The sequence below is a fragment of the Allobosea sp. FW305-C-101 genome (assembly GCF_058783685.1).
In genome coordinates, this window is the sequence record NZ_JBYSYT010000001.1 from 1,494,643 (window position 1) to 1,521,596 (window position 26,954).

At 63.0% G+C, this 26,954-nt stretch carries 25 protein-coding genes and 1 pseudogene; 14 read left to right on the forward strand and 12 right to left on the reverse strand.

Going from position 1 to position 26,954, the window contains the following annotated elements:
- Positions 1 to 24 precede the first annotated feature (24 nt).
- The 7 genes from ertC to AC3WMA_RS07105 all read left to right on the forward strand — a co-directional run bounded on the left by ertC (position 25) and on the right by AC3WMA_RS07105 (position 8,499).
- Entirely contained in the window at positions 25 to 1,122 is a 1,098-nt protein-coding gene (gene ertC, locus AC3WMA_RS07075; protein WP_492284653.1) for a thiohydantoin desulfurase, read from the forward strand.
- A gap of 44 nt (positions 1,123 to 1,166) precedes the next feature.
- Complete coding sequence (gene ertD, locus AC3WMA_RS07080) at positions 1,167 to 2,516, forward strand: hydantoin-5-propionate amidohydrolase (protein ID WP_492284654.1); 1,350 nt, start codon at positions 1,167 to 1,169, stop codon at positions 2,514 to 2,516.
- Positions 2,517 to 2,521: 5 nt separating this feature from the next.
- Positions 2,522 to 3,766 (forward strand): N-carbamyl-l-glutamate amidohydrolase ErtE, encoded by a 1,245-nt coding sequence (gene ertE, locus AC3WMA_RS07085; protein WP_492284655.1) that lies wholly within the window; start codon positions 2,522 to 2,524, stop codon positions 3,764 to 3,766.
- A 4-nt stretch (positions 3,767 to 3,770) separates the two neighbouring features.
- On the forward strand, positions 3,771 to 4,433 hold the full coding sequence (locus tag AC3WMA_RS07090; RefSeq protein ID WP_492284656.1) for a flavin reductase family protein: 663 nt from the start codon (positions 3,771 to 3,773) through the stop codon (positions 4,431 to 4,433).
- Entirely contained in the window at positions 4,430 to 5,113 is a 684-nt protein-coding gene (locus AC3WMA_RS07095) for an aspartate/glutamate racemase family protein (protein ID WP_492284657.1), read from the forward strand. Before AC3WMA_RS07090 ends, AC3WMA_RS07095 begins: the two co-directional genes overlap by 4 nt.
- Positions 5,114 to 5,144: 31 nt before the next feature.
- Positions 5,145 to 5,474: an SDR family oxidoreductase gene (locus AC3WMA_RS07100; protein WP_492284658.1), complete on the forward strand. Its 330-nt coding sequence runs from the start codon at positions 5,145 to 5,147 to the stop codon at positions 5,472 to 5,474.
- A 424-nt stretch (positions 5,475 to 5,898) separates the two neighbouring features.
- Positions 5,899 to 8,499, forward strand: a complete 2,601-nt coding sequence (locus AC3WMA_RS07105) for a hypothetical protein (protein WP_492284659.1) — start codon at positions 5,899 to 5,901, stop codon at positions 8,497 to 8,499.
- A gap of 47 nt (positions 8,500 to 8,546) precedes the next feature.
- Here AC3WMA_RS07105 and AC3WMA_RS07110 read toward each other — a convergent pair whose 3' ends face one another.
- Entirely contained in the window at positions 8,547 to 9,020 is a 474-nt protein-coding gene (locus tag AC3WMA_RS07110) for a transglutaminase-like cysteine peptidase (RefSeq protein WP_492284660.1), read from the reverse strand.
- Positions 9,021 to 9,101: 81 nt separating this feature from the next.
- Here AC3WMA_RS07110 and AC3WMA_RS07115 point away from each other — a divergent pair, with 81 nt between their 5' ends.
- On the forward strand, positions 9,102 to 9,341 hold the full coding sequence (locus tag AC3WMA_RS07115; protein ID WP_492284661.1) for a hypothetical protein: 240 nt from the start codon (positions 9,102 to 9,104) through the stop codon (positions 9,339 to 9,341).
- 375 nt (positions 9,342 to 9,716) lie between these two features.
- On the opposite strand, the gene AC3WMA_RS07120 is transcribed toward AC3WMA_RS07115, so the two are convergent.
- Positions 9,717 to 10,412 (reverse strand): thermonuclease family protein, encoded by a 696-nt coding sequence (locus AC3WMA_RS07120; RefSeq protein ID WP_492284662.1) that lies wholly within the window; start codon positions 10,410 to 10,412, stop codon positions 9,717 to 9,719.
- A gap of 105 nt (positions 10,413 to 10,517) precedes the next feature.
- Here AC3WMA_RS07120 and AC3WMA_RS07125 point away from each other — a divergent pair, with 105 nt between their 5' ends.
- From AC3WMA_RS07125 to AC3WMA_RS07145, 5 genes and pseudogenes are all read left to right on the forward strand, one after another.
- Positions 10,518 to 10,874, forward strand: a complete 357-nt coding sequence (locus AC3WMA_RS07125) for a hypothetical protein (protein WP_492284663.1) — start codon at positions 10,518 to 10,520, stop codon at positions 10,872 to 10,874.
- Positions 10,875 to 10,886: 12 nt separating this feature from the next.
- Positions 10,887 to 11,135: pseudogene (locus tag AC3WMA_RS07130) on the forward strand (Ig-like domain-containing protein); the annotation flags it as partial.
- A 63-nt stretch (positions 11,136 to 11,198) separates the two neighbouring features.
- Positions 11,199 to 13,316: a hypothetical protein gene (locus AC3WMA_RS07135; RefSeq protein WP_492284764.1), complete on the forward strand. Its 2,118-nt coding sequence runs from the start codon at positions 11,199 to 11,201 to the stop codon at positions 13,314 to 13,316.
- 155 nt (positions 13,317 to 13,471) lie between these two features.
- The gene (locus tag AC3WMA_RS07140) at positions 13,472 to 13,840 is read left to right on the forward strand and encodes a hypothetical protein (protein ID WP_492284664.1); all 369 of its coding nucleotides are present in this window, start codon (positions 13,472 to 13,474) and stop codon (positions 13,838 to 13,840) included.
- Positions 13,841 to 13,911: 71 nt separating this feature from the next.
- The gene (locus AC3WMA_RS07145; RefSeq protein ID WP_492284665.1) at positions 13,912 to 15,660 is read left to right on the forward strand and encodes a type I secretion system permease/ATPase; all 1,749 of its coding nucleotides are present in this window, start codon (positions 13,912 to 13,914) and stop codon (positions 15,658 to 15,660) included.
- A 22-nt stretch (positions 15,661 to 15,682) separates the two neighbouring features.
- On the opposite strand, the gene AC3WMA_RS07150 is transcribed toward AC3WMA_RS07145, so the two are convergent.
- The 3 genes from AC3WMA_RS07150 to AC3WMA_RS07160 form a co-directional block, all read right to left on the reverse strand.
- Positions 15,683 to 15,898, reverse strand: a complete 216-nt coding sequence (locus AC3WMA_RS07150) for a hypothetical protein (RefSeq protein ID WP_492284666.1) — start codon at positions 15,896 to 15,898, stop codon at positions 15,683 to 15,685.
- A 149-nt stretch (positions 15,899 to 16,047) separates the two neighbouring features.
- The gene (locus AC3WMA_RS07155; RefSeq protein WP_492284667.1) at positions 16,048 to 17,190 is read right to left on the reverse strand and encodes a calcium-binding protein; all 1,143 of its coding nucleotides are present in this window, start codon (positions 17,188 to 17,190) and stop codon (positions 16,048 to 16,050) included.
- Positions 17,191 to 17,276: 86 nt separating this feature from the next.
- Entirely contained in the window at positions 17,277 to 18,728 is a 1,452-nt protein-coding gene (locus tag AC3WMA_RS07160) for an O-antigen ligase family protein (RefSeq protein WP_492284668.1), read from the reverse strand.
- Between the two features lie 177 nt (positions 18,729 to 18,905).
- On the opposite strand from AC3WMA_RS07160, the gene AC3WMA_RS07165 reads away from it, so the two are divergent.
- Complete coding sequence (locus AC3WMA_RS07165; protein ID WP_492284669.1) at positions 18,906 to 19,607, forward strand: metallophosphoesterase; 702 nt, start codon at positions 18,906 to 18,908, stop codon at positions 19,605 to 19,607.
- Here AC3WMA_RS07165 and AC3WMA_RS07170 read toward each other — a convergent pair.
- The 7 genes from AC3WMA_RS07170 to AC3WMA_RS07200 all read right to left on the reverse strand — a co-directional run bounded on the left by AC3WMA_RS07170 (position 19,514) and on the right by AC3WMA_RS07200 (position 26,865).
- On the reverse strand, positions 19,514 to 20,854 hold the full coding sequence (locus AC3WMA_RS07170; RefSeq protein ID WP_492284670.1) for a hypothetical protein: 1,341 nt from the start codon (positions 20,852 to 20,854) through the stop codon (positions 19,514 to 19,516). The genes AC3WMA_RS07165 and AC3WMA_RS07170 overlap by 94 nt on opposite strands.
- A gap of 122 nt (positions 20,855 to 20,976) precedes the next feature.
- Positions 20,977 to 22,299 carry a hypothetical protein gene (locus AC3WMA_RS07175; RefSeq protein ID WP_492284671.1) on the reverse strand — a complete coding sequence of 441 codons (1,323 nt, stop codon included), beginning with the start codon at positions 22,297 to 22,299 and terminating at the stop codon, positions 20,977 to 20,979.
- Between the two features lie 367 nt (positions 22,300 to 22,666).
- On the reverse strand, positions 22,667 to 22,876 hold the full coding sequence (locus AC3WMA_RS07180; protein ID WP_492284672.1) for a hypothetical protein: 210 nt from the start codon (positions 22,874 to 22,876) through the stop codon (positions 22,667 to 22,669).
- Between the two features lie 171 nt (positions 22,877 to 23,047).
- Positions 23,048 to 23,818: a class I SAM-dependent methyltransferase gene (locus AC3WMA_RS07185; RefSeq protein ID WP_492284673.1), complete on the reverse strand. Its 771-nt coding sequence runs from the start codon at positions 23,816 to 23,818 to the stop codon at positions 23,048 to 23,050.
- A 282-nt stretch (positions 23,819 to 24,100) separates the two neighbouring features.
- Entirely contained in the window at positions 24,101 to 25,465 is a 1,365-nt protein-coding gene (locus tag AC3WMA_RS07190) for an HlyD family type I secretion periplasmic adaptor subunit (RefSeq protein ID WP_492284674.1), read from the reverse strand.
- 94 nt (positions 25,466 to 25,559) lie between these two features.
- Positions 25,560 to 26,231, reverse strand: coding sequence for an acyltransferase (locus AC3WMA_RS07195; RefSeq protein WP_492284675.1), 672 nt, complete (start codon positions 26,229 to 26,231; stop codon positions 25,560 to 25,562).
- Between the two features lie 100 nt (positions 26,232 to 26,331).
- The gene (locus AC3WMA_RS07200; protein ID WP_492284676.1) at positions 26,332 to 26,865 is read right to left on the reverse strand and encodes a serine O-acetyltransferase; all 534 of its coding nucleotides are present in this window, start codon (positions 26,863 to 26,865) and stop codon (positions 26,332 to 26,334) included.
- Between the last annotated feature and the right edge of the window lie 89 nt (positions 26,866 to 26,954).

The window sequence follows — 26,954 nt, forward strand, 5'->3', positions numbered from 1 at the left end:
GCTGACATGGGACGAGGCCGGCCGATGAGACGCTTCCTGACGATTGGGGATGTCGAGGCCGCCGTCGCCGGCGGGTCTGTCTTCGCGGCGGGCGGAGGCGGCTGGGCCGACCATGGCCGCATGCTCGGCACCGCCGCGGTCAATACCGGCAAGCCCGAGCTCGTCACGATGGACGAGATTCCCGACGACGCGATCATCGCCACCGCCGCCGCGATCGGCGCCCCCGGCGGCACGACCGAGTGGGAGATGTGGGGCATCGACTACGTCAAGGCGGTGCAGTTGCTGCAGGAAGCGTTGGGCAAGCCGATCTACGGCCTGATCATCGGCCAGAACGGCATGTCGAGCACGCTGAACGCCTGGCTGCCGAGCGCGATTCTCGGCGTGAAGGTGGTCGACGCCGTTGGCGATATCCGCGCCCATCCCACCGGCGACATGGGCTCGATCGGCCTCGCCAACAGCCCGGAAGCGACGATCCAGGTCGCGGTCGGCGGCAACCGCTCCAAGAACCAGTATATCGAGCTGGTGACGCGCGGCGCGACCGCCAAGGTCTCGCCGATCCTGCGCACCGCCTCCGACATGTCGGGCGGCTTCATCGCCTCCTGCCGCAACCCGGTGTCCGCCGCCTATGTCCGCAAGAACGCCGCGCTCGGCGGCATCTCCATGGCTCTGGCGCTGGGCGAGCGCATTCTCGCCGCCAAGCCGAAGGGCGGCAGCGCGGTCATCGACGCGATCTGCGACGAGACCGGCGGCTCGATCATCGCGCGCGGCACCGTCGCCAAGAAGGACGTGCGCTACACCAACGAGGCCTTCGACATCGGCACGATCCAGATCGGCACCGGGGCCGCCGCCCGCGTCATCCATGTCATGAACGAGTACATGGCGGTGACCGATCTCGACGGCGCGCGACATGCCTGCTTCCCGGACGTGATCACCACGCTCGACACTGACGGCCAGCCGGTCAGCTCCGGCCATGTCCGCGAGGGCATGGCACTCTCGGTGCTGCGCGTGCCCAAGAGCAAGATTCCGCTGAGCTCGAGCGTGACCGACCCCAGCGTCTATCCGATCGTCGAGAAGGCGCTCGGCATGAACTTCACCGACTATGCGCTCCGCCGCGAAGGCTGAGCGCATTCCCCACCTACCCCGCAGGATCAACCGGATACCCCACCATGAGCGATTTCGATCTCGTCCTTCGCGGCAATATCGTGCTGGCCGACCGGATCATCGAGGACGGCTATGTCGCCGTGAGCGGCGGCAAGGTCGGCAAGGTCGGTCAGGGTACGCCGCCCGCGGCCCGCGAGACGCAGGATTTCCGCGGCCAGTGGATCATTCCCGGCGTGATCGACGGGCAGGTCCATTCCGGCAGCCAGGCCAATCACGAGGGCATCGGCATGTGCTCGCGGGCCGCTGCGGCCGGCGGCGTCACCGTGATGGTCGACATGCCCTATGACGAGCCGGAGCCCGTCACCAGTGCCAAGCTCTTCAACGAGAAGGTCGCGGTGGTCGAGCGCGACGCCCATGTCGATGTCGCGCTCTACGCCACGATCACCGTCGAGAACGGCCTGCATGCCATTCCGGGCCTCGTCCAGGCCGGCGCCTGCGCCTTCAAGTTCTCGACCTTCGAAGCCAACCCGACGCGCTTCCCCCGCATCGGCGACGACACGCTCTACGAGGCCTTCAAGCTGATCGAGCCCACCGGCCTGCTCTGCGGCGTCCATAACCAGGACCAGGAGATGACCCGGCGCAATATCGCCCGGCTGATCGAGGCCGGCGACACCGGCGCGGACGCCTTCCTGCGCGCCCATCCTCCGCTGGTCGAGAACCTCGCCACCGCCCGCATCTACGAGATCGGCGCCGAGACGGGCGCTCGCGCTCATGCCGTCCACGTCTCGACCGCGCGCGGCTTCGAGATCTGCAACATGTACAAGCGCGCCGGCTACAAGGCGACGGCCGAGAGCTGCGTGCAGTACTTCATGCTCAATGCCGAGGAGCACGGCCCGCGCTTCGGCGCCAAGATCAAGCATTACCCGCCGATCCGCCCGAAGGCCGAGAGCGACCTGCTCTGGAGCCATCTCGCCGCCGGCCATTGCGACTTCATCTCGTCGGACCATGTCTCCTGGGGGCTGGAGAAGAAGGGCGACCCGATGATCTTCAAGAACACCTCGGGCGGGCCGGGCATCGAGACCCTGCTGCCGGCGCTCTGGACCGGCTGCGAGGAGCACGGCCTGTCGCCGACCATCGTGGTGAAGCAGCTCTGCGAGGGGCCTGCCAAGGCCTTCCTGCTCGCCGACAAGGGCCGGCTCGAAGCCGGCGCCGATGCCGACATCACCGTGCTCGAACCCGGCCGCTTCATCCATGATCCCAGCAAGAGCCTGTCGGCCGTGAAATGGAGCTCGATGGAGGGCCGCGAATTCCGCGTCCGCGTCGCCGCCACCTATGTGCGCGGCCAGCTCGCCTGGGACGGCAAGGCGATCCGCAACAAGGCCGGCGACGGCCGCTTCCTGCGCCCGGCGGCCTGAGCCCCATGTCGATCGATCAGGACCGGCTCTGGCGCCGCATCGAGACCCTCTCCGGGATCACCGACCCGGAGCGTCCGTGGACGCGCCGCTCCTTCACCCCGCGCTTCCTCGAAGGGCGCGACTGGCTGGCAGCGGAATTCCGCGAGGCCGGGCTGGAGACTGAGCTCGATGCCTCCGGCAACCTGATCGGTCGGCTTGCGGGCGCCGATCCGAGCCTGAAGCCGATCCTGGTCGGCTCGCATTCCGACACGGTGCCCTCCGGCGGGCGCTATGACGGTATTCTGGGCGTGCTCGCCGCGCTGGAGGTCGCGCAGAGCTTCAGCGAGCGCGGCGACCGCCTGCGCCATACGCTGGAGGTGGTGGACTTCCTCGCGGAGGAGCCGAGCGAGTTCGGCCTCTCCTGCATCGGCAGTCGCGCGCTCGCCGGCACCTTGACCGATGAGCATCTGGCGCTGACCCGCCCTGACGGCATGACCTTGCGCGATGGCATCGCTTTCGTCGGCGGGCGACCGGCGGAGCTGGCCTCGGTCAAGCGGGCGGCCGACGGCATCGCTGCCTATGTCGAAGTCCATATCGAGCAGGGCCGCGTGCTGGAGAACGAGCGCATCCCGATCGGCATCGTCACCGATATCGTCGGCATCCGCCGCGAGCGCATCATCGTCACCGGCCGGGCCGACCATGCCGGCGCGACGCCGATGCCGCTTAGGGCCGATGCCTTGGTCGGCGCCGCGAAACTCGTCGAGGCCGCCTACAAGCGCGCGCTTGGGACCGCGCGGGACAACCAGCCGCTCGTCGCCACTTTCGGGCGCATCGAGGTCAGCCCCAACGCGGCAAATGCCGTGCCAGGCGAGGCCTTGCTGACGCTGGAGGTCCGCTCGGGGAACGAGGCGGCGGTGAAGGCCTTCGGCGAGGCGCTGGTACACGACCTGCGCCCTACCCTCGAAGAATTGCGTCTCACGATCGCGGTCGAGCCGATCAGCCATGTCGCGCCGACGGCCTGCGCGCCGGAGGTGCGCGCGGCCATCGCCAATGCCTCGGCCGCGCTCGGGCTCGCCACACGCGATCTGCCGAGCGGGGCCGGGCATGACGGCGTCCACATCGCTTTTATCGGCCCCGTCGGCATGGTCTTCGTGCCCTGCCTCGAAGGGCGCAGCCATGCGCCGGAGGAATCGATCACGCCCGACCAGGCCGGCGACGGCGCCCGCGTGCTGGCCGAGACGGTGCGCCTGCTCGACGCGCAACTGGGCTGAGGCGATGGACTGGGCCGCGAGCGACCTCGGGGAGCGCGATCTCTACAAGCTCCTCGTCAACACGGTGCTGCCCCGGCCGATCGCGCTCGTCACCACGGTCGACGGGAAGGGCCGCGCCAATGCCGCGCCCTTCAGCTTCTTCAACGTGTTCAGCCATGCCCCGCCCCTGGTCGTGCTCGGCATCGAGGGACGCAGCGGCACCGAACCGCTGAAAGACACGATGCGCAATATTCGCGAGACCGGCGGCTTCGTCGTCAATCTCGTCGACCGGGCGATGGTGGCGGCGATGCAGGTCTGCGCCATCGACTTCCCTTCCGAGATCGATGAGATCGCGGCAGCCGGGCTCGATACCGTGGCGAGCGCCAAGGTCGCGGCGCCGCGGCTCGCTACCTCGCCGGTCCAGCTCGAATGCCGCGAGACGGTGTCGCTCTCGTTCGGCACCAGGCATCGCAATCTCGTCATCGGGGAGATCGTCCATCTCCATATCCGCGACGGCATCGTCGACGAGCGGCTGCATGTCGATATCGACAAGCTTGATCTCGTCGGCCGCCTGCACGGCGCCGACTGGTATGTCGGCCTGGGCGACCGTTTCCAGGAGCCGCGCCAGACACTGGACGGCTGGCGCGAGCGGACACGGACCGCCATTCTTGAAGGAGAGATGTCGTGAGCGGCACGATCTACGTCATCAACCCGAACTCGACCGAGCGCGTGACCCGCGAGATCGACGTCGCCGTCGCGCCGCTGCGCATGGCGGGCGGCCCTGCCATCGAATGCCTGACGCTGGCGGACGGGCCACCCGGAATCCAGTCGCAGCGCGATGTCGACGGGCTGATCCCCGCGTTGCTCAAGCGGGCGGCGGACCTTGAGAACGAGGCGGCCGCCTTCGTCGTCGCCTGCTTCTCCGATCCCGGCATGCACGCCCTGCGCGAGCAGAGCGCGAAGCCGGTGCTGGGCATTGCCGAAAGCGGCGTGCTGACGGCGCTGACGCTCGGCCAGCGCTTCGGCATCGTCGCCATGCTCAAGAATTCGATCCCGCGCCATCTGCGCTATCTCGGCGCGATGGGCATGATGAGCCGCTTCGCCGGCGACCTGCCGGTCAACCTCACCATCGCCGAAATGGCCGATGACGACCTCACGATCGGTCGCATGATCGCCGTCGGCAAAACCCTGCGCGACGCGCATCATGCCGACGTGCTGGTGATGGGCTGCGCCGGCATGGCGCGCTTCCGCGAAGCGCTGGAGCAGGAACTGGGCCTGCCCATCGTCGAGCCGACGCAAGCGGCGGTGACGATGGCGCTCGGGCGTGTCAGGCTTGGCTGGGGCGGGCGTCCCCTCGGCGGATCCTGACGTCCGCTATCGCTAATAAGACTGAATAGCATTGGCAATCGATGCCGGCATCCGTGCCACGGTGATCGGCTGGTCGAAGACGCTGGCCTCGGAGGTCGCGAGCAGCGGCGTCACAGTCAATGCCATGCTGCCCGGTCGCATCCATACCGAGCGCGTCGACCAGCTCGACGATGCCGCGGCGACCCGGAACGGTGGCACGCGCGAAGCCGTCGCGGAGGCCTCGATGGCGGCGATTCCGGCTGGCCGCTACGGCAAGCCGCAGGAATTCGCCGATGTCGTCACCTTCCTCGCCAGCGAACGGGCGAGGAAGGTGACCGGCGCGAAGATCCGCATCGATGGCGTACTGATCAGGAGGATCTGAAGCATCGGCCCCATTCGGGCCTGCCGCGAAATGGCAGGCCACGCCTCAACGCCATCGAACGGCGGCGCGGCTCAAGCACGCGCGCCAAAGATTGCGGTGAATGCGATCGCTATGGCGTAGACGGCCAGGATGAGCCGCAGGTGGCGATCAACGAATGTCATATCGCAAATAAGCCATTCGGCTGAACGCTCGTCAACGCAACGAGCTGACGGCTTCGCGACCCGCTCTGCCTCGGGTCGGCTGACCGCGCTCTCGAATCCAGCCGAAAAAGATGATCATCGCGGGAACGATTGCTCTACGCCAGATCAACAAGAAACGCGCAATTTGAGAGAATGATATTTGTCTAGATTTTTACGTCTTTGCATCGCGGAATCGGAATAAATTTCGAGAATAGATCATCGCACAATCACGATCGAGTGCCGCGATGAGTTCAGCTTCCACCGCTTCTTTCGAGACGACATCCAAGACGGTGTTGCATCTGAATTCGACCGAAACCGCCGCCTCCTTCATCGACTCCGTCGGCATCAACATGCATAGCGGCATGGCATCACTCACGCTCCCCTATGCCTACCGGGATGCGGTGCTGGTCGAGAATTCGCTGAAGTACCTGCACATCACCCATATTCGCGACGGCATCGGCGCCGGTTTCGGCAAATCGGGTTACGACTACACCACGACGACGGAAACCTATCTCGCCGAACGCGGCTACAAGTTCGACTTTCCCATCAGCACGCTGGCCCCGTACGAGATCAAGGCGCTGCAAACCTTCGCGTCGCGCTTTCCCGGCGCGCTGGAATCGGTAGAGGGCCCGAACGAGGCCAACTCCTGGGGTGTAGACGGAGTCAAGGCGTTCCAGAAATCGCTGTTCGACTTCGTGCACAGCGATCCGTTGCTGAAGAACGTCAAGGTCATGGATTTCACGCTGGCCTATGCGACGACGCACTACCTCGATGGATACGGCGATCTGTCCTCGATCTCGGACGAGGGCAATGTCCATATCTACGGTACCTATGGCCGCTCGCCCGCCAGCTTCGGAACATGGCTTTCGGTCGCACAGGCGGCGACGCCAGACCACAAGATGAACGTGACCGAGACCGGGTACAGCACGCTTCCCAGCAATGCCCAGTGGGGCGTCGATGAGGCGACGCAAGCCAAGTATATCCTGAACACCTTGATGAATGCGGCCGAGAACAACGTCTCGATGACGTATCTCTACGAGCTGCTGGACAGGAATGTGCCCAATCCCTCCTCACCCATCCAGGAGCACTACGGGCTGTTCCGGGCCGACGGCACGCCCAAGCCGGCGGCCGATGCGGTCCATAACCTGATGACGATCCTCCAGGCGGGCTCCGATGCGAAGGTGGAGCCCGGACAACTCGACGTCACCTTCAACAAGCCCCTGGACAAGGGCGTCCACACGCTGCTGATCCAGAAAAGCGCCGGCACCTACGATCTCGTGCTCTGGGCCGAGCCGAACATCTGGGATCCGAACAAGCAGACGGCCATCCAGGCGCCCAAGATCGCCGTCGACCTGTCCTTCGCGGGCGCCACGACCGCGACGCTCTACGATCCGCTCGTCGGTACAGCTCCCCTGCGCGTTTTCGGCGACCCGCGCGCCAGTTCCGTGATCGAAGTCTCGGACCATCCCGTCATCATCGAGGTGACGCTCGGCCCGATCGTCCATTCGGTCGTCCAGACGCGCACGAACGGCCTCGTCACCAAAGAAGTCGCGACCTACGCACCGAACGTATCGGAAATCTCCGTCACCAAGACATTCAATGCGATCGGGCTCCTCACGAGCGAGACCCAGCTTCATGCCGACCGCAGCAAGGACGTCTATCTCTCCGCCATCGTCGGCAAGAGCTACGTCGCCGAGCACGACGTCTACAACGCGGCGGGGACCCTGATCGAAGCTACCCGCACCCATGCCGATGCCAGCCTGGACTATCATTACCGGCTGACCGCAGACGGCACCAAGATCACGGACACCTATGACGCTGCCGGTCTCCAGAAATCCCATGTCGAATTGAGGACCGACGGCTATACCGACACCATCACGTTCAAGGACGGCGTGGTCTCGCGAGACGTCGTGAAATTCGCCGCCGGCGGGACCGAACAGAGCGAAACGAAGGTCTACGCCAATGTCGGCGGAAAGGCCGTCCTGACCCGAGACACGCTCGTTCACGCCGATGGCTCGAAAGACGTGACCTCCCTCAACATCTCGGGAAGTGCCTACAGCGCCCAGCACGACAGCTATGACGCCAATGGCACGCTCATCCACCAGACGCGTACCTTCGCAGGCCATGAACTTCAAACGTTCGATCTCGCCAGCGACGGGACCAAGACGACGGACACTTACGATGCGAGCGGCCAGCAGCTGCTCCACACCCAGGTTCGGACGAATGGCGCCTCCGACACCCTGACCTACAAGAACGGCGTGCTCGCCAGCGAGGTCATCAAGTTCGCGCCGGGCGGCACGGAGATCAGCGAAACGAAGCTGTTCGCCGCCATCGCAGGCGTAGCCGTGATGACAAGCGATTCGCAGGTGCACGCCGACGGCACGAAGGATATCTACACCACGCCGGCTGACGCGAGCGCCTCAGGCTATGTCGCGAAGCACACGGCCTATGACGCTGCTGGAAAGGTGCTCTTTACCGACCAGGCGAATCTCGACGGCTCCCATACCCAGACTGCCTGGCAAGGTGGTGTGACGCTCATCTCGACGGCAGGCGTCGCTGACATGTTCCGGAGCCAGGGCAACGATACCTTCGTTTTCGCGGAGGGTTTCGGGCACGATGTCGTATCGGGTTTCCGCTCCGGCTCCGGCTCGAATCACGACGTACTGGTCTTCGATGCCGCGCAGGTCCGTGATTTCGCGGACATGCAATCGCATCTGAGCGCCTCAGGCCGTGACACGCTGATCGATCTCGGCGGCGGGGACAGCATCCTGCTCAAGGGCGTGGCGCCAGGCGCGCTGACGATCGACGACTTTCACTTCCTGGATCACGGGACCTTGCTGGCCTGAAGGCGTCAATGCCGCGATGTCCGAGGCCGGCCTCGATCCGCACGGGCTCAGGCACCCGAGATATCTTCCCAGATATTCGGATCGGAGCCGGATTGCCGTGTGAGCCAGGTGAAAGCGGTTCGGTGGGGGGGCAGGATGTCGTCGGTGAGATTATCGAGCACGCGCTCGCCGCGATCGGTACGAACGACCAGCAGTAGATGTCCTTCGCCTCCCGGCGTGCGCGCGGTCGCGATGAGCAGCGCCGAGGCCGGAAAGCCGCGCTTGATCAGTTCATGGCGTTTGGTGACGACATAGTCGTTGCAATTGCCTGTCGTCGGATGGATTCGCCAAGGCGCGGTCCAGGTCACCGGCTCGATTCGGCGGTTGATCGCCTTGTTGACGTCCGCGATCACTCCCTCTGATTGGGTCGTCAACGCGATCACGGCATTCGGACGATCCGCCCTGCATTCGGAGCGGTAATCCATGCAGAAGCGCACGAAATCGAGCGGAGCGAGCGTGCGCTGACCGCGATCGCTTTCCATGGCCAAGCATCCGCCCAGCCCCATGGAGAGGAGCAGGACGGCCTTGGGTCCCAGCCCTGCGTGCATGTTCGTCGGAGACATATGGGCGATCATGCGCCCAATGGTGCAGCGCGTCAAAACGTCATCGCAACCGCTTGTCCGATGAAGGACAGGACAGATGCACCGGGCGCCGGGATGGAAGCCCCGGCCTTATTGCAGCCTGTCGGTCCCGAAGCGCCGCGTTTTCACCTCCGGTTCCGCATCGCCAGCTTCCTGAGCATCAGCTTGCATTTGCCGACGCCGCCGCAGGCCCGCCAGATAAGCGCCGATCAGATAGCCTGAGTGAAAAGCGAGGAGATGACCCACGAGGACGAGAAACTCGAAAAACTCGAATTTCTGCCGCGCCAGCCAAGTGACGACAACGAGGACAGTTGCCACGATCGGCAACCCGATCGCCAATATGAAATTCGATAATAATCCGATCGCGAATGCGAATATGAATAGAGCAAATGCAATTATCATCTTTTATGACAGTTTTATTCGACAGAAATCGATCCTATATTGAAAAACGACACCACTCAAACCTGCCATGTGGATAGAATAATGTATTCGATTCTATTTTTATGAAAACTTTATAGTGCTAATCCAAATCGAGGGCCCCTGACGATTGAAAGCATCGGCAGGGCTGAACTCCAGATGGCGGGCGTCGGACCGCTTCTATTGCGCCTGTGGAGCGATCTTCCACCCACCGCGCCACAGCCCTGCCTGCCTCTGCCTGGCATTGTCGGCCTCGGTGGCATAGAGCGCCTGCCCATCGGCATCGGGGCGGGCCCATCCCTGCGCAACCATGAGCGCCGCCAGATCGCCGCCCTGGCGCCCTTCCCCATCCGATATCTTGCAGGAAGCAGCCAATGCTCCTGCCGGCAGCGCCTTGCGCGGCTGGCATTGCAGCCCGCGACCCGTAACGGTGTTGTGCAATGCCGCACGCGCCTGCAGGCCGCAGGACCAGCGTCGTCCGTCACCATCGAGGCAGACATCCTCCTGCTTCGGACCCTCGACGCCCCAAAGGCGCACGATCTCTTCGCCGCGGCGGAAACTCGTCCCGTCAACCGAGTACATCGGCGGAGGCACGGCGAATGCAGGCCAAGCCGACATGTCGCCCCCCGCCGCCGCGCGCGCTTCCGCCGCGGCGGCTGCCTCCATGCGCGATTCGATCTTGGCGGCCCTCGACGTTTGCGGCTTCCCGTCCGATAACGGCGTGGTGTTCTCGAGCGGCTCCGGCGGAAGGTCCTGCCCCGCCAGGACAAAAAGGCCGGCGGCCGCGATGGCGGCCAGGCATGCCGGGATCGCCAATGTGAGGTTATGGCGACGCAGCCAGCGGCGCGCGCGGAATATGAGGATGGGAGTTCTCATTCGCTCTCGCTTCGCCAGGCGCCCGGCACCGCCACGACGAACTTATCCCCGCCAGCCTGCATCCCCGTAGTCTCCGGTTTTCCCACCGGAGCAGAGAACCCAACCATGACCGCCTTTCATGAAGAATACCCTTTGATGTCCAACCGCGCCGCGTTGGCTCCCCCTTTTACCGATTGGGTCGAGAACATCGTGCTGGCGGCGGATACGCTCCATCATGTGGCGATCCCTGCGGGTCGACGCTTCGCCGTGTTCAGTTTCAACAGCGATGTTCGTGTCGCGATCGGCACGTCGACCTCGAGCTTCTCTCTGCCCACTGCTACCACGAATGACGGCTCCGGCTCGGTGCTCAATCCCGGCGCGCGCCGCATTCCCGGCAAGCTCCCCGACGGGATCACGACCCCGACGCATGTCCTTCTGCGCGCCCCGGCCGCTTGCGCCGGCTCCATCGAGTTCTACGAATAAGAAGGGCCAGCCATGACAGCATTTCTGACGGGAAGCGTCTTCTCCGGCAAACGCAGCGCAGCTGCGACGGCTGCGGCGGTTTCGCCGCCCGCGAGTCTCGCTTATTCCAAGACGACACATATCCTCTCCGGCACGTCCGAACCAGGCGTATCGATCACGGTTCGCCGCGATGGCATCGTCGCCGGAACCACCACGGCGAATGGAACTGGCGGATGGTCATTCACCTTTTCAGAAGCGCCGGCGGCGGGCTCCCAGCTTTCGGCATCTCAATCGCGGGTCGTCACGAGCGGGAACAGCCCGTCCATTGTCGTGCCGGGTGACGACGTGACGTTGTCGGCCCTCAGCCTGTCCTCATCGTCCTTCACGGCAGAGGCCGCGTCCGGCACCCTGATCGGGGCAATTTCCGGTCTGACCGCCGGCTCGACCGTGTCGATCGTGCCGGCAGATGCGCGCGTCGCGATCTCGGGAACCAATCTCGTCGTCGGCCCGACGCCCAGCGTTGCGGGCAGTTTCGGCGTGACGTTACGGGAGACGCTGGCCGGCGCGACGAACTCGCCGCGCGACACGGCCGTCTCATTGAGCGTCAACAGCGCCTCGACCGCGTTCCCCAGCTTTACGCCGGCATTCTTCCGCGTTGCAGGGGGAGATTCCGGCAACACCGTCGAGCAACTCGACCAGCATTTCACACCTGCGGATGTCGATCTGGGCGCCGGGAAAATCGTCCTGCCGGACCTTGGTTTCGCGGCATTCTCGACATTCGCGTCGGCGGCCGCGGTCAGGGTCTATTTCTCGTCGACCGGCAGCCTGCCGACACCCTTGCAGGCGGACGCAGCTTACTTCCTGTCGCCCCGTTCAGGCGGCGGCTACGACGTTTATCCCGAGGCGACGCAGGCTCATTGGGCGACAACGCCCACCATGCTCTCCGAGGACACGCCGATGCCGGCGCAAAATTTCGCGCAAGGCGTCAACAGGGTCGTCTTCGCCGATCAAGGCACGGGCACACATCGCCTGACCACCTTGCCGCTCGCGAAAGAGCTGCCGAACCTGATCGCCGGCAAGCCAGCCTACAAGATCGGCATCGCCTCGACCAACCGCCACCACCGCTTCGAGATCGTCGCCGACAGCCGAGGCGACAAGGCTCTGCAAGGGCGCCTGCTGGTGCGTGATCCGGCCAGCAACAGCTCGTACAATCTGTACGGGTTCGGTCTCGACATGAGCGCGACCGATCAGCGCATCGCGTTCCAGACGGAAACGAGATCCAAGCGGTCGATCGTCCAGTTCGCGGTGCTGCGCTGGGACGAGACCGACACGCGCGGCCTCGCCAAGGTTCCGATCGTTCCGACCGGCGTCAGTGCCTCGACAGGCGTCATCAGCTTCACGACCCACCAGATGACCACCGGCTGGCGCGTCAGGCTGCTCGCCCATGCCAATGGCGGCGCGCTACCGGCAGGATTTTCGGGAGGAACCACGAATTATTGGGTCCGCGCGGTCACGGCCAATACCATGACGCTCCACGTCTCACAGGCCGATGCCTCCGCCGGTACCAATCCCGTGATACCGTCCGATCAGGGCTCCGTCGGTTTCCTGATCTACGCTCCGGAGCGGCCTGCCGACAGCGAGCGCATGCGCTTCGTGGCCGAATGGCGCGAGCAACAGACCGGCGGCAATGTCTGCACGGTCCGCTCCAACGCCAACCAGTACGGCGACATCACCAACGACGTCGCGGCCGACTTCACGGTCAGCGGTTCGAACAACGGCAGCCTGGGCGGAACGGGGCGATCGAGTTCCGGACTGGTTCCAAGCAATGCCGATATCGCCAGGATGCGCCTCTGGTTTCCCAGCGCCTCGCCGGCACCGACCCGCGCGGATAACGGGCAACCTCTCGCCAGCGGCGAATACTGGATCAGGCGCCGGCCCGGGTCGAGCGTCGCCGTCCTGCTCTACGAGAACCAGGCGACCTGCCAAAGCGATGCTTCGGCAGCGCTTGCTGCCAGCTCCTCCGCCTGCATCAAGTTCTCCGCGGCAGGCTCCGGCTTCTGCCGGATCGAGCAGGCGGGATCCCGGCCCTTCAATGCCGCTATCGAGCGCGGTGCGACGACCTTGCCGCCGAACCGCTGGGGTCCGCCCCTCGGTCAGAAGGGCCTGCTGACCACGGTCATCGACTATGATGACCCGGCGTCCAGCTTCATCCGTTGCCGGCACTACTGGAATGGCACCCTGGTGGCGGATTACGAGTCGAGCAATGGCGCCAAAGGATCGACCAATGCCGTGACAAGCGCAGCGGATAGCGGCCTGACGCTGATGAACTCGCCGCAGCGGCACGTCGCCTTCGAAGGCCTGCTCTACGACCTGACCCTCGGCGCCTCGACAGGAGAGATTTCCGCTTCCGATCTTGCTCCGGTCAACGCCTGGCTCATGACAAAATACGGCATCGCATCGTAGCGGGGCATCGGCTCGACGGGCCCGGGCCCGGGTGCCGCACAGGCACCCGGTTCGGCGCGAGTTTTACACTCCGTTATGCTGAACGCACACTCACCATAACCATCAACCATTAGGGAAGGTGGTTCCGATAGGAGGGGCGTATCCAGGAGGACGCCATGCCGCAGATTTGGCTGGACGACGAAGAACTCGCTGATTTCACAGGCTTAGGCGCCGCAGATGCCCGCATCTACGCGATCCAGCAAGGCTGGCCTCGCATGAGAAGCCGCTCCGGCCTCTCCCGCAGCCGGCTGCCGGACGAGCTCACAAAGGATTATCTGCGCATACTTGCGCAGGCATCGCCCGCGCGAGACACTATGGTGGGCTCCTGGACCGCGCTTCGGGAAACGCTGATGACACTTGTGCCGGGCAGCGGAAACATGTCGCACCGCACTCGCCGGGAGGTGCCCGGCGAAGAAGCAAAGTCAGGGCATAGTATTGATCCGACGGTTCTGGTATCGGAAACTCGTCAGAGCAAAGTGGCCTGACGACAGATAACCTGGAGCTTGTGGGCCGGGGATTTGCATTTGAGCATCGCGATCATCGGCGGGCGTGACGGTTGACCCAGGGTAACACGGAACTTCGGGCGGCTCTCGCTCCCTATCGCTCGGCATTCATGGGCGTGGCAGCGATGAGCTGCATCGTCAATGTGCTGTATCTGAGCGGCTCGTTCTTCATGCTGGAGGTCTATGACCGCGTGATCCCGAGCCGGAGCGTTCCGACGCTTGTCGGCCTCAGCATCATCCTCGCAGTGCTTTATGTCTTTCAAGGATCGATCGACATCATTCGTTCGCGCATCATGGTGCGCATCGCGCGGTCGCTTGACCTCGCGATCTCGCCGCGCCTGTTCGAGGCGATGACCTTTCTCTCCATCAACAAGGGGCTGAAGCTCGACGCCAGTCAGCCCAACCGAGATTTCGACAGCATCAAGTCTTTTCTCGTCGGAGGGGGCCCCAGCGCTTTTTTCGACCTGCCCTGGATGCCGGTCTACATTCTGATCTGCTACCTCTTCCACCCGGTTCTGGGTGGAATGGCCGTTATCGGCGCGCTGATCCTGATTGCGCTGACGCGGTTTACCGAGGTTGGCACGCGAGATGCCGCGAAGGAGGCCACTCGGTACGGAACGCAACGCGCTGCGCTGGCGGAAGCTGGCCGGCGGAATGCCGAAGCCATCCGCGCGCTGGGCATGCGCGGAAACATCTCGCGGCGCTGGGAGGCGGCGAACAGCGCTTTCGCCGATGCCAACAACAAGGCGGCCGACGTATCGCTGGGTCTGGGCAGTATTTCCAAGGTCGCGCGCCTGGCGATCCAATCGGCGACGCTGGCGGCCGGCGCCTATCTCGTCATCCAGCAGATCGCCACTCCGGGGGTTATGATCGCTTCCTCGATCCTCATCGCCCGCGCACTGGCGCCGGTCGAGATGGTCATCGCTCAATGGAAGTCCTTCCGGGCAGCGCGAGACAGCTGGACCCGGCTCAACCTGCTGTTCGATAACCTGCCGCGGAACGAGGTGATGGCGCTTCCGGCCCCATATCGGTCGCTTTCGGCCGACCACATCAGCGTTGTGCCTCCGGGAGGCAGCAGCCTGACTGCCCGCGAGGTCTCGTTCAAGATAGAGGCAGGATCGGCGCTGGGCATTATCGGGCGCAGCGCGTCGGGCAAGTCGTCGCTCGCCCGGGCGCTGGTCGGAATTTGGCCAACCGCCCGGGGAAATGTCCGCCTCGACGGCGCGGCGCTAACGCAATGGCCGCCGGAAAGGCTGGGACAACATATCGGCTATGTGCCGCAAGATGTCGAATTGTTCGCCGGAACGGTGGCCGAGAACATCGCCCGCTTCAACCCGAAATTCGACCCCAATGACGTGATTGCCGCATCGATTGCGGCGGAGGTGCATGAGATGATCCTCATGCTGCCTCAAGGGTATGACACGCAGATCGGCGAGCACGGTTCCTCTCTCTCGGCGGGGCAACGTCAACGCATCGCCCTGGCGCGCGCCTTGTTCTGCGATCCGTTCCTCGTCGTGCTGGACGAGCCCAACTCGAATCTCGACGCGGAAGGCGAAGCCGCCCTGACGCGCTCGATTTCAAGGGTCCGCGAGCGCGGGGGCATCGCCGTCGTGATCGCCCATCGTCCCAGTGCCTTGGCAGCCTGCGACTACGTGCTGGTGATGAACGCAGGCCAGATGCAGGCTTTCGGCGACAAGGATCGCGTCCTCAATTCCGTGCTGAGTCGAGTCTCGAACGCCCCGGCCGCAAGCATCGAAGAATCACCGGCTTCGAGGCCTGAACGTCAGCTTCCATCGTCCTGAGCTCGCAGCAGGTCCGGGCCCATTAAACGGCTCGGGCCGCCTTGGCCGGGCGAGCCGGCCAGCCCAGCCATAGTTCGATCCCCAGCCAGGCCGCCACACGATAGGCGACGACGGGCAGCAGCAGCCCCGCACAAAGTCCAATCAACAGATGCAGGGCCGGATCCTGAATCGGCGTGAAGCGCAGCAGGATGATCCGCAGCCCCGACGCGATGATGATATGGGTCACGAAGATCACCATCGAACAGCCGCCGAGTATCTTGGGAATGGCATGCCGTCGAGAAGCCCGACAACTTACAGAACCGATTTGATGAGAGGGCTACGAATGCAACAAAAAAGGCCTGCGGAGCGAACTCCGCAGGCCTTTTCCGAACTATTGACGAATGAGCGTCAGACGACCACGAAACCAGCGCCGTGGCCGATCAGCTTGACGCTGTGGTCGGCATCGATCGTGATCAGCAGGTTGGCGCCGCCATCCACAACTGTAGTGGTGTGAGCCGCCGCGAAAGCCACAAGCTGGGCCTCCGAAGTGATCTTCACGAGCCCCGTAGCGCCGGAGTTGAAGGACAGCGCATCCCCATCCCCGAAATCAAAATCAGTGACGATGTCGTGCCCAAAATCATCCTTGAACAGGAAGGTATCGGCGCCTTCACCACCCGTCAGGAGATCAGCACCGGCGCCACCGGCAAGCACATCGTTGCCGCCGCCACCGAAGAGGATGTCGTCGCCCGCACCGCCGCCGATCAGGTCGTTACCGGCGCCACCGACGAGCACGTCGTTGCCCTCGCCACCATTGATGTTGGCATTGCCCGAACCGGCGAGCGCGATATCGTCGCCACCTTGGCCGGTGATCTGACCATTCGAAGTGCCGGTATGAAGCACGTCGTCGCGGGGCGTGCCGGCCGCATTCGGGCTGCCCGTGGTCGCCTCATAGTTCTGGAAAGTGATCGAACCATTCGAGCCAAACGTGAAGGTCGCGGCGCCATGACCGTCAACCGTCTTCGTTGCGAGGTTGTTGGCAACCAGCGCATCAAGGTCGGCCGTCGAGGTGATCGTGATGTTCTTGGCGTTGCCGATAGCGCCAGCATAGATGTTCAGCTTGTCGCCATCAGGGCCGCCGAAGGTGAAGTCGGTAATGATGTCGTTACCGAAACCGGTCTTGAAATTGAAGGTGTCGGAACCCGAGCCGCCGCTGAGAATATCGTCGCCGATGCCGCCATCGAGCTGATCGTTGCCTTCGCCGCCGATCAGGATATCGCTGCCGGCGCCACCGCCGAGCACGTCATTGCCGGCGCCGCCATAGACGACGTCATTGCCTTCTCCGGCGTCGATCTTGTCATTGCCGTCGCCGCCGAAAACGACGTCGTCACCGGCGCCCGCATTCACGGTGGTGTTCACTGCGACGCCACCGGCAGCAGCCTGAACGAAGATCAGGTCGTCCTTCGACGTAGCCGCGATGCTGCCCGTGGAGCTGTTGAACTCCTTACCCGTCATCCCATTGAAACCATTATCGATCGTGCCGACGTCGTTCATAACCCAACCCCTTCAGAAAGCAGAAAAACGCATGTAGCCGCATCAGCCGTAGTTGGCAGTATCCTAAAATTTTACGTTTGGTCAAGCTAGTATTTTAACCCATTATTAACAGACAAATTTGCCGCTCTTCTTCGGGGAATCACCAAGGCGATCGGCATCGCCGCGCCCAGGATTACGGCCACAAGCAGCCCGATTCCGGGAATCTGGATGGAAAAATCGAAGATCGAATGACATGCGACTAGCATCAGGACCATGCCGCCGATCAGCGGGATGACCCTGAAACTGCGACGCCGCCGATAACCGGCAAAGAATACTCTTCCAATCCATGCGATGAAGATCAGCACGATGCCGGTCAAGACGACCCCGCCGCTGAGTATCATCTCCAGATAAACGCTGTGCAGGTATTCCCACTCGCCATAAATCCCGCAAGCAGGATCTCGCCGTGTCGGATAGAATGCCTCGAAACCGCCAAGCCCGATGCCGAGCCACGGCCTCTCCAATGCGGCCCGAGCCATCGTTTGATAGACGCACCAGCGCCCGCTATTGGCCCCTTGGGCCTCGAAGCGGTCGATCACCTGATCAAGGACCATGATCGCCACGGCGAACAATGCGGCGATGACAAATGCCGTTCGCCCGGCCAACACCAGCGTCAATCGCCGTTCACGCAAGAAGAGATAGCCGTGGAGCGATGCCACCGCGAGCAGCGGCAGCAAAGTGGACACGACTCCCGCGCGAGACCGCGTGAGGGCGAGGCCGATCGCTGCGATTGGAATGACCAGCCGCAAGCCCCATTCCGACCATGAGGAACTCGTGACCTGAAACCAGCGGTGAGAATGGCCGGCCCGTCGCAGAGCCATCTCATTCAGCGACAGAACGGTTGCGAGAAGCAGCACGATGCCACAGAAGGTGGCCGCCGTATTGCGATTGACGAAGGTCACCGTGAAACTGTCGCGATAGGCGAGCTTCCGGAAAAACAGCAACGTGTCCGGCATGATCATGAACTGGACGAGCGCCAGCCCCACGATTAACCCTCCCACCAGCACGCCACGCCGCATGAACCGCGCTGCGGCGACCTCGCTCTGATGCAGGAGCATGCTGGCGGACATCGCCGCCAGCGGCACGATGATCGCCAGACAGGTTGAGATCGTGGCAGAAGGATTTGCCGAGATCGCGCGAAGATGCCCATCGCCAAGCAGCGGCTCGGAGAACATTGGGTGGAGCAGCCCAGCTGGCGGCCAAGGAAGGATCTGAACTGCGGCGAAACCAAGCACGGCGAGAATTGCCCAGTTGATCGTGGCATGGCAGCGCGCCAGCCAGTCCGGGACCGGGATCAGCAGATTCGCGCCAAGCCAGATCGCGAAAACCGCAAAACCAATGAAGGCGAACAATAGGCGGTCGACCGCGCCGAGCCCGATCACCGCGAGCCCGAGAACGAGATAGAGCGCCGATCGCAAGACGAGTTCGGCCGACGGCAAGGTCCGCCTGCGGCGTCTGCTCCTCCGGCCCTGCGCTTGCGCCTCTCCCGTTACCGTCTTCATCCCGTCCGACGCTTCGACAAAGCCTTATGTCCGTTCGGTACCCGGCAGGCGCCTGACGATCTAATGTCGTCTTAACGAAGAATGAGCAAGTCTACGCATATGCAAACTTCCCTTCCTCTCGTAACGGGCCCCAGCCCATCCGGCGCGTCGTTGCCTTCAGGCGTCCGCGTCTACGCGATGGGCGACATCCACGGGCGAGCCGACCTGCTCAAGGCGCAACTGCTCGCGATCGGCGCTGATATCAGGGACCATCCCATCGCCACGCCGCTCTTGGTCTGCCTCGGCGACTATGTCGACCGTGGCCCCGCTTCGGCAGAGGTCATCGAACTCTTGCTGCGGGCCGGGCGGTTCATGGCGATGATCTGCCTCGCGGGCAATCACGAGCTCTATCTGTTGCGCTTTCTTCGGGATGCGAGCTTCGGCCCCCGCTGGCTCGGCATCGGTGGGCGGCAGACATTATCCTCCTACGGCATCACGCCGCCCCTGCATGCTTCTCGTCATACGCTTGCGGAGACGTCGCAGACACTGCGCGACACCATGCCACCCAGCCATCTGCGCTTTCTCGCTAATCTGGGTACGAGCGTCAGCCTTGGCGACTATGTCTTTGTCCATGCCGGGGTCGAGCCCGGCAAGCCGATTGTCGAACACGATGCGAATACCCTCACGACCATCCGCGAGCCGTTTCTGACGACGCCCAGCGGCTTCGGGCGCGTGGTCGTGCATGGCCACAGCCCAGTTTCGGCACCAGAAGTCGGGCCTGACCGGATCAACCTCGATACCGGAGCCTATGCGACCGGCCTGCTCACCTGCATCGTGCTGGAGGCGTCGACGTTTCGTTTCCTGCGCCCGGACGCCGACAGCGCCCTGGCCGCCGGCTGATGCATCGCGAATTGCAGGCCGGCCACGAGCTGATTGTAGAACATGTAAGTGAAGATGAAGAGGAAGCCCCAGAGCCCGAACATGCCTATCATCCGGTTTTCCGGCAACGGCGAGCGTAACGTCCGCCAGATATTGGCTATCAACAAAAACGCGAAGCATGTGAGATAGAAATAGCCGATGTAACCGTATCGCAGCTTGAACAACGCCCAACCGAAATGGGCGTGGCTGTAGTTTTCCGGCATGCGACCGCCCGAGAACTCGACTTGATAGATGCCTCCGGCTCCCAGCCCGAACATATGGGCATTGAATCCGCGGCGATCCATTTCCTCCGCTATAGCGGCAACCTCGGCCGCTCGCTCGCCCAAAGAGCCCTCGCCGGCGGCGCTGGTGGACGAGCTCTCCGCCATTTCCAGCGTGCCGCGAATACGGACCATGAGCGGGCTGTCCTCCGGCACGATCATCGGAAAGCTCACGGCCGTCAGCATCACGACCATGATCGACGTGTAGATGGCGATGCCGCTGCGAAAGACCTTCGGAGCGACGAAGATGCCAAAGGCGAGCACGAAGGCGAGAAGCGTCGTTCGCGTCAGATTGGGCGCAATCGGCACCAGGATCATGCCGAGGATGATGACGTCGAGCGCGGCAATGCGGCGCTTGATCATCATCGTCACCAGCAGAACCGCAAGGCAGATCGGGGTCCCTGCCGACCCGCCGAGGCTGACGACCGAGGGCTTACCCATCGCTACGGCCAGCGTGCCTGCGAGCACCATGATGAGGCTGTAGCCGCGGACCACGATCGTCAGTCGCTTCAAGCTGAACCCGTCGAAAGCGTCCACCCGCGACAGAAGAATGACGTTGAGCACGACGACGATGACAGGAATGCTGTCGGTGATGATCTTCGCCGGTGCGTTCCCCCAGGCCACTCCTCCCAGCAATCCATGCAGGAACATAATGAGGAAGAGAAAGGCGGCCATGTGGTTGCCGCTTTTGACATAACGCACGCGCGCGAATGACCGCAGCTGAAGCAGATACTCGATCAGCATCACGCCGTAGAAGACCCACTGCTTCGGCTGGGTCAAAAAATACCAGTACATGCCCGCGCCGAGTTCCAGCACCACGCGACAGAACAAATCCGGCAAGAGCAGATAATAGACCAGCCGTTCGAACAGCGGAATATGCGGGATACGTAGCGTCCGGCCACGGGTGGCCGGGAAAGGCTTCGGAGCCATGGTCGAGATTGGCGTCATGGGCTTTGGCGGGCTCCGGATGAGGCGATGGCGGTCCGACGCGATTATCGCTGGCGTGATGTAGAGCATCTCACGGGAAGACGATAACCTCTTCTAACTCATCAGCCTGCCGCGAACCTCGGTCAGCGCATGGGGATCTCGATCCATTGCGGACGAGACGTTGCCTCGACCGAGACGACGCTCGCACTGCCGTCAGCTTTCAACGTCATGCCTTGCGGCTTCCGCTCGTCGGCGAAAAAGAGCCGGCCAGTCGCGCTCTTAACTCCCTCGATGCGCAGGCTGGCGCTCGCGCGTCCGCCCTGGACGCCGTCGAGCCCGGTGGACCAAAAGACGATGACCTCGGCGCCGTCGCTCTTGCGCCTCCAGGATTTCGTCTTGATGGGCGCACCCGGCGCGCTGACGTCGATCTGGCGCTTCGAAGCCTCGAAAGCATCGGTCTGGCCGAAATAGGCATTGAGAGCCTTCATCGCCTGGAAGGCCGGCTTGCGGCGCGTCAGGTCGAAACCGACAAGACCATAGCGATGCTCGCCCTTGTCATCCTTCTCGCCGTCGTCCTTGAGGTCGTACCAGTGGGCCGAACGCAGCGGAACCCCACGCAAACGCACGTCCTGGAAGATCATGAAGCTGCGGGCGAGATAGTCGGCCTGGGTCGCTTCGTCCACATGGGCTCGCCCCGCGGTTGCTGTATTCCAGCCGAATTCCGTGAAGAACAGGTCGAGTTTCTTGCCTGACTTGTTCCAGTTTTCGATCTGCTTCCAAAAGGCATGCAATGCCTTTTCGCGCTGATCGGGATCGGTGGCCGGAGCACCCCGCCAATGCGGATCGGCCTCGGGCGGCGAGTCGACATTATAGGGGTGGACGGCGATGCTGTCGCAGAAATCGAGCAGACCGTGATCCACGGCACGCTTCAGCCAGCCGATGCCGGGGCCCCACCATAGGCTTGAAATCGCACCGCCGACGATCCGGACGTCCGGCCGCTTCGCTTTGATCGCCTGGGCAAGCGGCCGGTAGACATCCACATATTGCTCCGGCGTGCCCTTCCAGAAATGGGTCAGGTTAGCCTCATTGTGCAGTTGCACCGCAATCACGGAGGGGTGAGCCGCGACGAGTTCCGCGACCCACGCAAACATTTCCGTGTTTTTTTCGACTTCGCGTGGTGTCTTGGGCGGCTGCCCGAGAACGGCCAACACGACCTTTACGCCAGAAGCGTCATAGGCCGCGAGCCACTGGCCGACGAGGCGACGGTTTTCCTCGACCATCCTGACAGTCGCGGGGTCGGTCTTCCCGCCGGTTATGAGCGCCCTCGGTGAAGCCTCAAGCGAATAGATCGCCTCGTGAACGGTCTTGACCCCGAGCTCCTTCACCAGCGGGAGCGTGAGATCAATCCGCCAATAGGGCCCATATTGAGGATAGAAGCGGCTGTGATGGAGAAAATGCCCGGTCACCGCGATTAGATCCTGTGCGGAAGCCGGCTGTGGGAGCGAACCATACAGCCCGCTCATCGCGCCGATGAGGCAGGCCGTGCGCCAATACGACAAAGGCCGGCTGCTGCGGTCGCTCGCGCGCGTCGTGCGCCTTGCAAGAATCTTTGTCAGCACGCCGTCCCCTCTCTACCTGCTACGGCTTGGTTGCCGCCCCGAGTCCGAGTGATTTCGTCCAACCTGATTTTCGAAAGCACAAAGGCTCAGCCTATGCGCAGGAAGTCAGCACGCTCTCATGTCGAATCTCTGACCGTGCCGGCGGAGGAAGAAATTATTGACAGCGCGCCACCGCCAGGATCCGAAAACACACGAAAGGCGGCGGCGTTTCCGCTCATATCACCATTGGGATGTCGCGGATCAGAACCGGTGAAACGCCGCGCCCGTCGTGCAGGTTCTTGGCTACCATTTCGATCCAAGGCCGCGAGGCCTCGAAGGCCGATATCATCTCGTCGGGATCACGCAGAGGCTCAAGGACGTCGCCGCTAAGCGCTTCCGCCGTCACGAAGACCACCAGCGGCTCAGCTTCGGCAGGGTCGAGCATCTCGAAACAGATGCCGCTCGGAGCGGCGAGAACCCGGCCAACACAGTACGCAACCATTCCGATAACCTTGTGCCGGATTCCATTCCCCACGAGGAATACCCTACCGTATCGTCATCGCAAAGTGTCCGGAGGGTCACGATCTCCTCAAAATCGTCACACGCAGGCCAAGCCTCATCGGAAGCGACGGTGACGGGCGGCACTCACGGCAGACGAAGCCGAGCGCCGCGACGCGACGAGGCTTAGCTCAACCCTCGCGCCTAGCTGAGAACTCATCGGCAAGACGGCTTCGGAGACCTGCTCCTTGTAACAGACGAAGATCTTGTCGCCGCGAACAAGCCCATGCCGGGATACGTAAGGTTCGCGCGCCGTGAATTCCTCCACCAGGAAGCCCGCATCGGCGAGCCGGAGGCGAATATCGGAACCATAGAAGCGAACGTGATCCGACTGGCCAAAATAAAGGCTTCGCTTGGCAGCAGAGGTAGCCGCCTCGTCCTCGTAGGTATCGTCCCAGCCTTCGACAACCGGCGTCATCAGAAGTGCCACGCCTCCCGGCCGCAGGATGCGATGGATCTCCCGCATAGCCTTGCGGTCGTCGACATGCTCGAGGACATGCGAGCAAACCACGATATCATGAGATGCTGGAGCGAGGTCGATCGCCTCGATGTTCAGAACCCTGCGCGCCCTTCGCTCGGAGAGGTCGGCGCTATCGTAGGAGCGCGCCATCTGGCTCAGCTGATGCCCAAGTTCGGGCTCCGGCGCGAAATGCAGCAGGTCCGACTGAGCAACCAGGCCGGCATTCTCGTCGATCCAGAGCTTCAGCAAACGGTGACGTTCCAGGCTGCCGCAAGATGGACAATGCGCATCGAACCGCGGCGGCTGGCCAAAGGCCATGAAACGGCCGTGGTAGCCGCACACATTGCAGTGCCGCGGATGCATGCCCATGAGACGCGGAATTGTCGCCGCGACATATGCTGCATGCCGCGCAAGCCTGTAGGCTACGCGCCCTGCTCTCCACGCCATGGATTGCCCCGAATCACCTCTGCCGCCGCGATCACTGTGCCGACAGGATTAAATCCTTGTCCAGCGCCTTGGCGCGCGTGAAGTCTTTCAGGAAAGACCGTCAAATCTGCCTTGATGGCAATATCCGCAAAAGCGCATTTCCAGGAACTAGAGAGGCTATTCGCTCCACTCATCCACAGCCTGTTACCGCGAACGGGCTCGACGTCATTTCTCTCGAAAGGCACGGGCCATCTGGTCACTGACCGGCTTGAGCAAATACGATAACATGCTGCGCTGCTGCGTCTGGATGAAGGCCTCGACCGGCATGCCGGGAACGAGCTTGGCCGTTCCGAGCTTATCGATTTCCTTTTGCTCGAGCGCGATCCGTACGCTGAAGAAGCTCGCCCCGGTCCGCTTATCGGTCTCCGCATCCGCCGAGACACGGTGGACCACGGCATCGATCTCGGGCGTCGTGCGTGCGCTGAAGGACGGGAATCGCAGTGTGCTGGCCTGCCCGACATGCACCTGATCGATATCGGTGGGCGAGACCCGGACATCCACCGCCAACGCATCCTGGTTCGGGACGATCATCATCACCGGCTCGTTGGGAGGGAGGACCTCTCCCTTCACATGCACCTGCAGCTGATGGACGATACCGCTCTGGGGAGCGCGAAGATCGGTCTTGCGCAGCTGATCGTCAGCCGCGATCCGCCTTTCGCGCAATTCGGAGCTTCTCGCCTGAATCTCGCGCAGCTCTTTGGCGACCTCGCTGCGGAGATCCTGATCGATCTGCAAAATCTGGAGCTCGGTTTCGCTGACCCTGCCGCCGGCGGCGGCCAGAGCCGAAACGAGGCGCCCGCCTTCACCGCTGGTGCGGACAGAATCGCGCTCGATGGCCGTCACACGCGAAATCGGCACCAAATTCTTGCGCCAGAGTTCGCGAACGCTCTCGATCTCCTTGCCCATCAAAACCACCTCCTGCTTGTTGGCGGCGATCTGGGCGTTCAACCCCTCCATCTCCTTGTGGAGCTGGGATATGCGCTCTCTCAGCTGGGCGCGCTGGCCTTTGCGTGCCTCGTCCCTCAGGTCGAAGACGCGCTGTTCGCTGGTGATGAGCTTGTCGACCCGCGGCTCCGCCTTGGCCTGCTCGCGCAGCTCCGCCGGGAACGATATCGTCGCACGACCGTCGCGCTCAGCCTCCAGACGCGCCTGGCGGGCCATCATCTCATCGAGATTACTTTGGATGACGCCGAGATTCGAGCGCAGCACGACGTCGTCGAGACGCAGAAGAAGATCGCCCGCTTCAACCCGCGCACCCTCCTTGACCAGAAGCTCACCGACCGTGCCGCCGCTCTGGTGCTGGATCTTCTTCACCTCGGATTCGATGACGACCTGGCCACCGCCGATGACCGCTCCGGAAATCTGCGTGCCGTAGGCAAGCCCGCCGAGCCCGAACACCAGTGCCAGCACGATGGCGACGCCGCCGCGCAGATAGCCGCGGATCGAAGCCATGGCCTCGCGCGACGAGACAGGCAGCTCGGGCGGGTTCGCCTCTTTCACAACGATATCCCGCGCCATCGCCTCCACCATGTTCCACGCAACCCATCGAGCATAGCACGGATGGAGACGATCCGTCAGAAAGAGAACCGAAAAGAGATAACGCCGGGCACGAGCCCTGATATTGTCAGGGCACGTAACCTGTCTTGCGCTCGAAATAGGCGCAATCCGCGTCCAGTGCCCGCACCCGCTCTGCGGGGACCCCGGAATAGATGCCGTGCGTCTCCTCGAACGCCCGGTGCAATGTCGAATTGGCGGCAAGCACGCTGAAATCCGGCAAGATCGCGCCCTTCAGCACCACCGAAGCGGCGCCGACGAAGCAATACTGCCCGATGCGCACCGGAGCGGACACCTGCCGGTTCCGCTTGATACTGATCGCGTGGGTCAGGATATGCGTTCCGGCTCCCGCGATCGTCGTGAAACGGCCGATCTCGATCCGGTTGCAGCAGTCGATCATGTGATGGCCGGTGATGGACGCATGCTCGCCCAGAATGATTTCCGGGCTGCGACCGGTCTCGTCGCCGAAATGCTTCGCGTTCCGGCTGCCGATGCCGCTGATGTGGTTGCGGTTGCCGATCTTCGACATAGCCAGCATTTCCAGCCGGTCGAACGACTTGATGAGGTTGAGATGCCCGATCCGCGCCCCCTCCTCCAGAACGAGTTCGTCGAGCAGCACCAACGAAAAGCCGATTCGCGCCGTCGGCGCGATGCGATAGCCGAACAGTCGATTCAGCAGCCGGCGCCTGACGCTCCAGGGCAACACGAACAGCAACATGCTACCGAGAATCTTCAGGCGCATCGAAAACTTCCGCAGCTATAATCGATCGGACCGATGCCCTGTACCGTCCAGCTGGATTTTACGCAAAGAGAGGCGTGCCTTCTCCCTGCGTTCAAGGCACCTAAGATCGCGATTTCAGAACACGCGCCGGAACACCGGCAACCACCGAGCCGGCAGGCACATCACGGGTCACGACGGCGTTGGCTGCCACCACCGCATTGGCACCAACCGTCACAGACCCGAGGACGACGGCTCCCGCATAAAGGACCACCCCATCCTCGATGGTCGGATAAAGCTCGGACGGCACGGTGGATGAATCGGGCGCGCGCGAAAGACCGAGCGTCACATTCTGATAGATTGTAACGCCTTTACCGATTCGTACGCCTTCGCCCAGAACGATGCCTACCGGATGGGGCAGCTTGAGCCCGCCGCCGATCCTGACACCTGCCGAGATGTAGCATCCTGTCAGTAGCACCGAGACGCGCCAGAGCAGCATCGCGAGAAGGCGCCCCAGAGGCCCCCAACGCCGCAGCCGAACGACCGCTCGATGCAAAGCTACAGTGAAGAAGCCAGGACTATAAATCAGACCAATGAGGAAGCCAATCGACGTGCGGCGACCGGTGTTTACCCAGAGGTCGTCAAAAAGCGGGCTCATCACGGCCTAAACCAAATTGTAGCAATGGCGCGTTAATGCCACTATTGCACTGCAACAGCAATGCATCATTCCGATGAACTTGATTGTAA

Coding starts and splice junctions, on each gene's coding strand:
- AC3WMA_RS07140 (WP_492284664.1), top strand. CDS start 13,472: ATGCCGCAGATTTGGCTGGACGACGAAGAACTCGCTGATTTCACAGGC.
- AC3WMA_RS07150 (WP_492284666.1), bottom strand. CDS start 15,898: ATGGTGATCTTCGTGACCCATATCATCATCGCGTCGGGGCTGCGGATC.
- AC3WMA_RS07115 (WP_492284661.1), top strand. CDS start 9,102: ATGGGCGATCATGCGCCCAATGGTGCAGCGCGTCAAAACGTCATCGCA.
- AC3WMA_RS07185 (WP_492284673.1), bottom strand. CDS start 23,818: ATGGGCATGCATCCGCGGCACTGCAATGTGTGCGGCTACCACGGCCGT.
- AC3WMA_RS07195 (WP_492284675.1), bottom strand. CDS start 26,231: ATGCGCCTGAAGATTCTCGGTAGCATGTTGCTGTTCGTGTTGCCCTGG.
- AC3WMA_RS07120 (WP_492284662.1), bottom strand. CDS start 10,412: ATGAGAACTCCCATCCTCATATTCCGCGCGCGCCGCTGGCTGCGTCGC.
- ertC (WP_492284653.1), top strand. CDS start 25: ATGAGACGCTTCCTGACGATTGGGGATGTCGAGGCCGCCGTCGCCGGC.
- AC3WMA_RS07190 (WP_492284674.1), bottom strand. CDS start 25,465: ATGGTGGAGGCGATGGCGCGGGATATCGTTGTGAAAGAGGCGAACCCG.
- AC3WMA_RS07165 (WP_492284669.1), top strand. CDS start 18,906: ATGGGCGACATCCACGGGCGAGCCGACCTGCTCAAGGCGCAACTGCTC.
- ertE (WP_492284655.1), top strand. CDS start 2,522: ATGTCGATCGATCAGGACCGGCTCTGGCGCCGCATCGAGACCCTCTCC.
- AC3WMA_RS07155 (WP_492284667.1), bottom strand. CDS start 17,190: ATGAACGACGTCGGCACGATCGATAATGGTTTCAATGGGATGACGGGT.
- AC3WMA_RS07110 (WP_492284660.1), bottom strand. CDS start 9,020: ATGGAAAGCGATCGCGGTCAGCGCACGCTCGCTCCGCTCGATTTCGTG.
- AC3WMA_RS07125 (WP_492284663.1), top strand. CDS start 10,518: ATGACCGCCTTTCATGAAGAATACCCTTTGATGTCCAACCGCGCCGCG.
- AC3WMA_RS07200 (WP_492284676.1), bottom strand. CDS start 26,865: ATGAGCCCGCTTTTTGACGACCTCTGGGTAAACACCGGTCGCCGCACG.
- AC3WMA_RS07180 (WP_492284672.1), bottom strand. CDS start 22,876: ATGCTCGACCCTGCCGAAGCTGAGCCGCTGGTGGTCTTCGTGACGGCG.
- AC3WMA_RS07090 (WP_492284656.1), top strand. CDS start 3,771: ATGGACTGGGCCGCGAGCGACCTCGGGGAGCGCGATCTCTACAAGCTC.
- ertD (WP_492284654.1), top strand. CDS start 1,167: ATGAGCGATTTCGATCTCGTCCTTCGCGGCAATATCGTGCTGGCCGAC.
- AC3WMA_RS07105 (WP_492284659.1), top strand. CDS start 5,899: ATGAGTTCAGCTTCCACCGCTTCTTTCGAGACGACATCCAAGACGGTG.
- AC3WMA_RS07160 (WP_492284668.1), bottom strand. CDS start 18,728: ATGAAGACGGTAACGGGAGAGGCGCAAGCGCAGGGCCGGAGGAGCAGA.
- AC3WMA_RS07170 (WP_492284670.1), bottom strand. CDS start 20,854: ATGACGCCAATCTCGACCATGGCTCCGAAGCCTTTCCCGGCCACCCGT.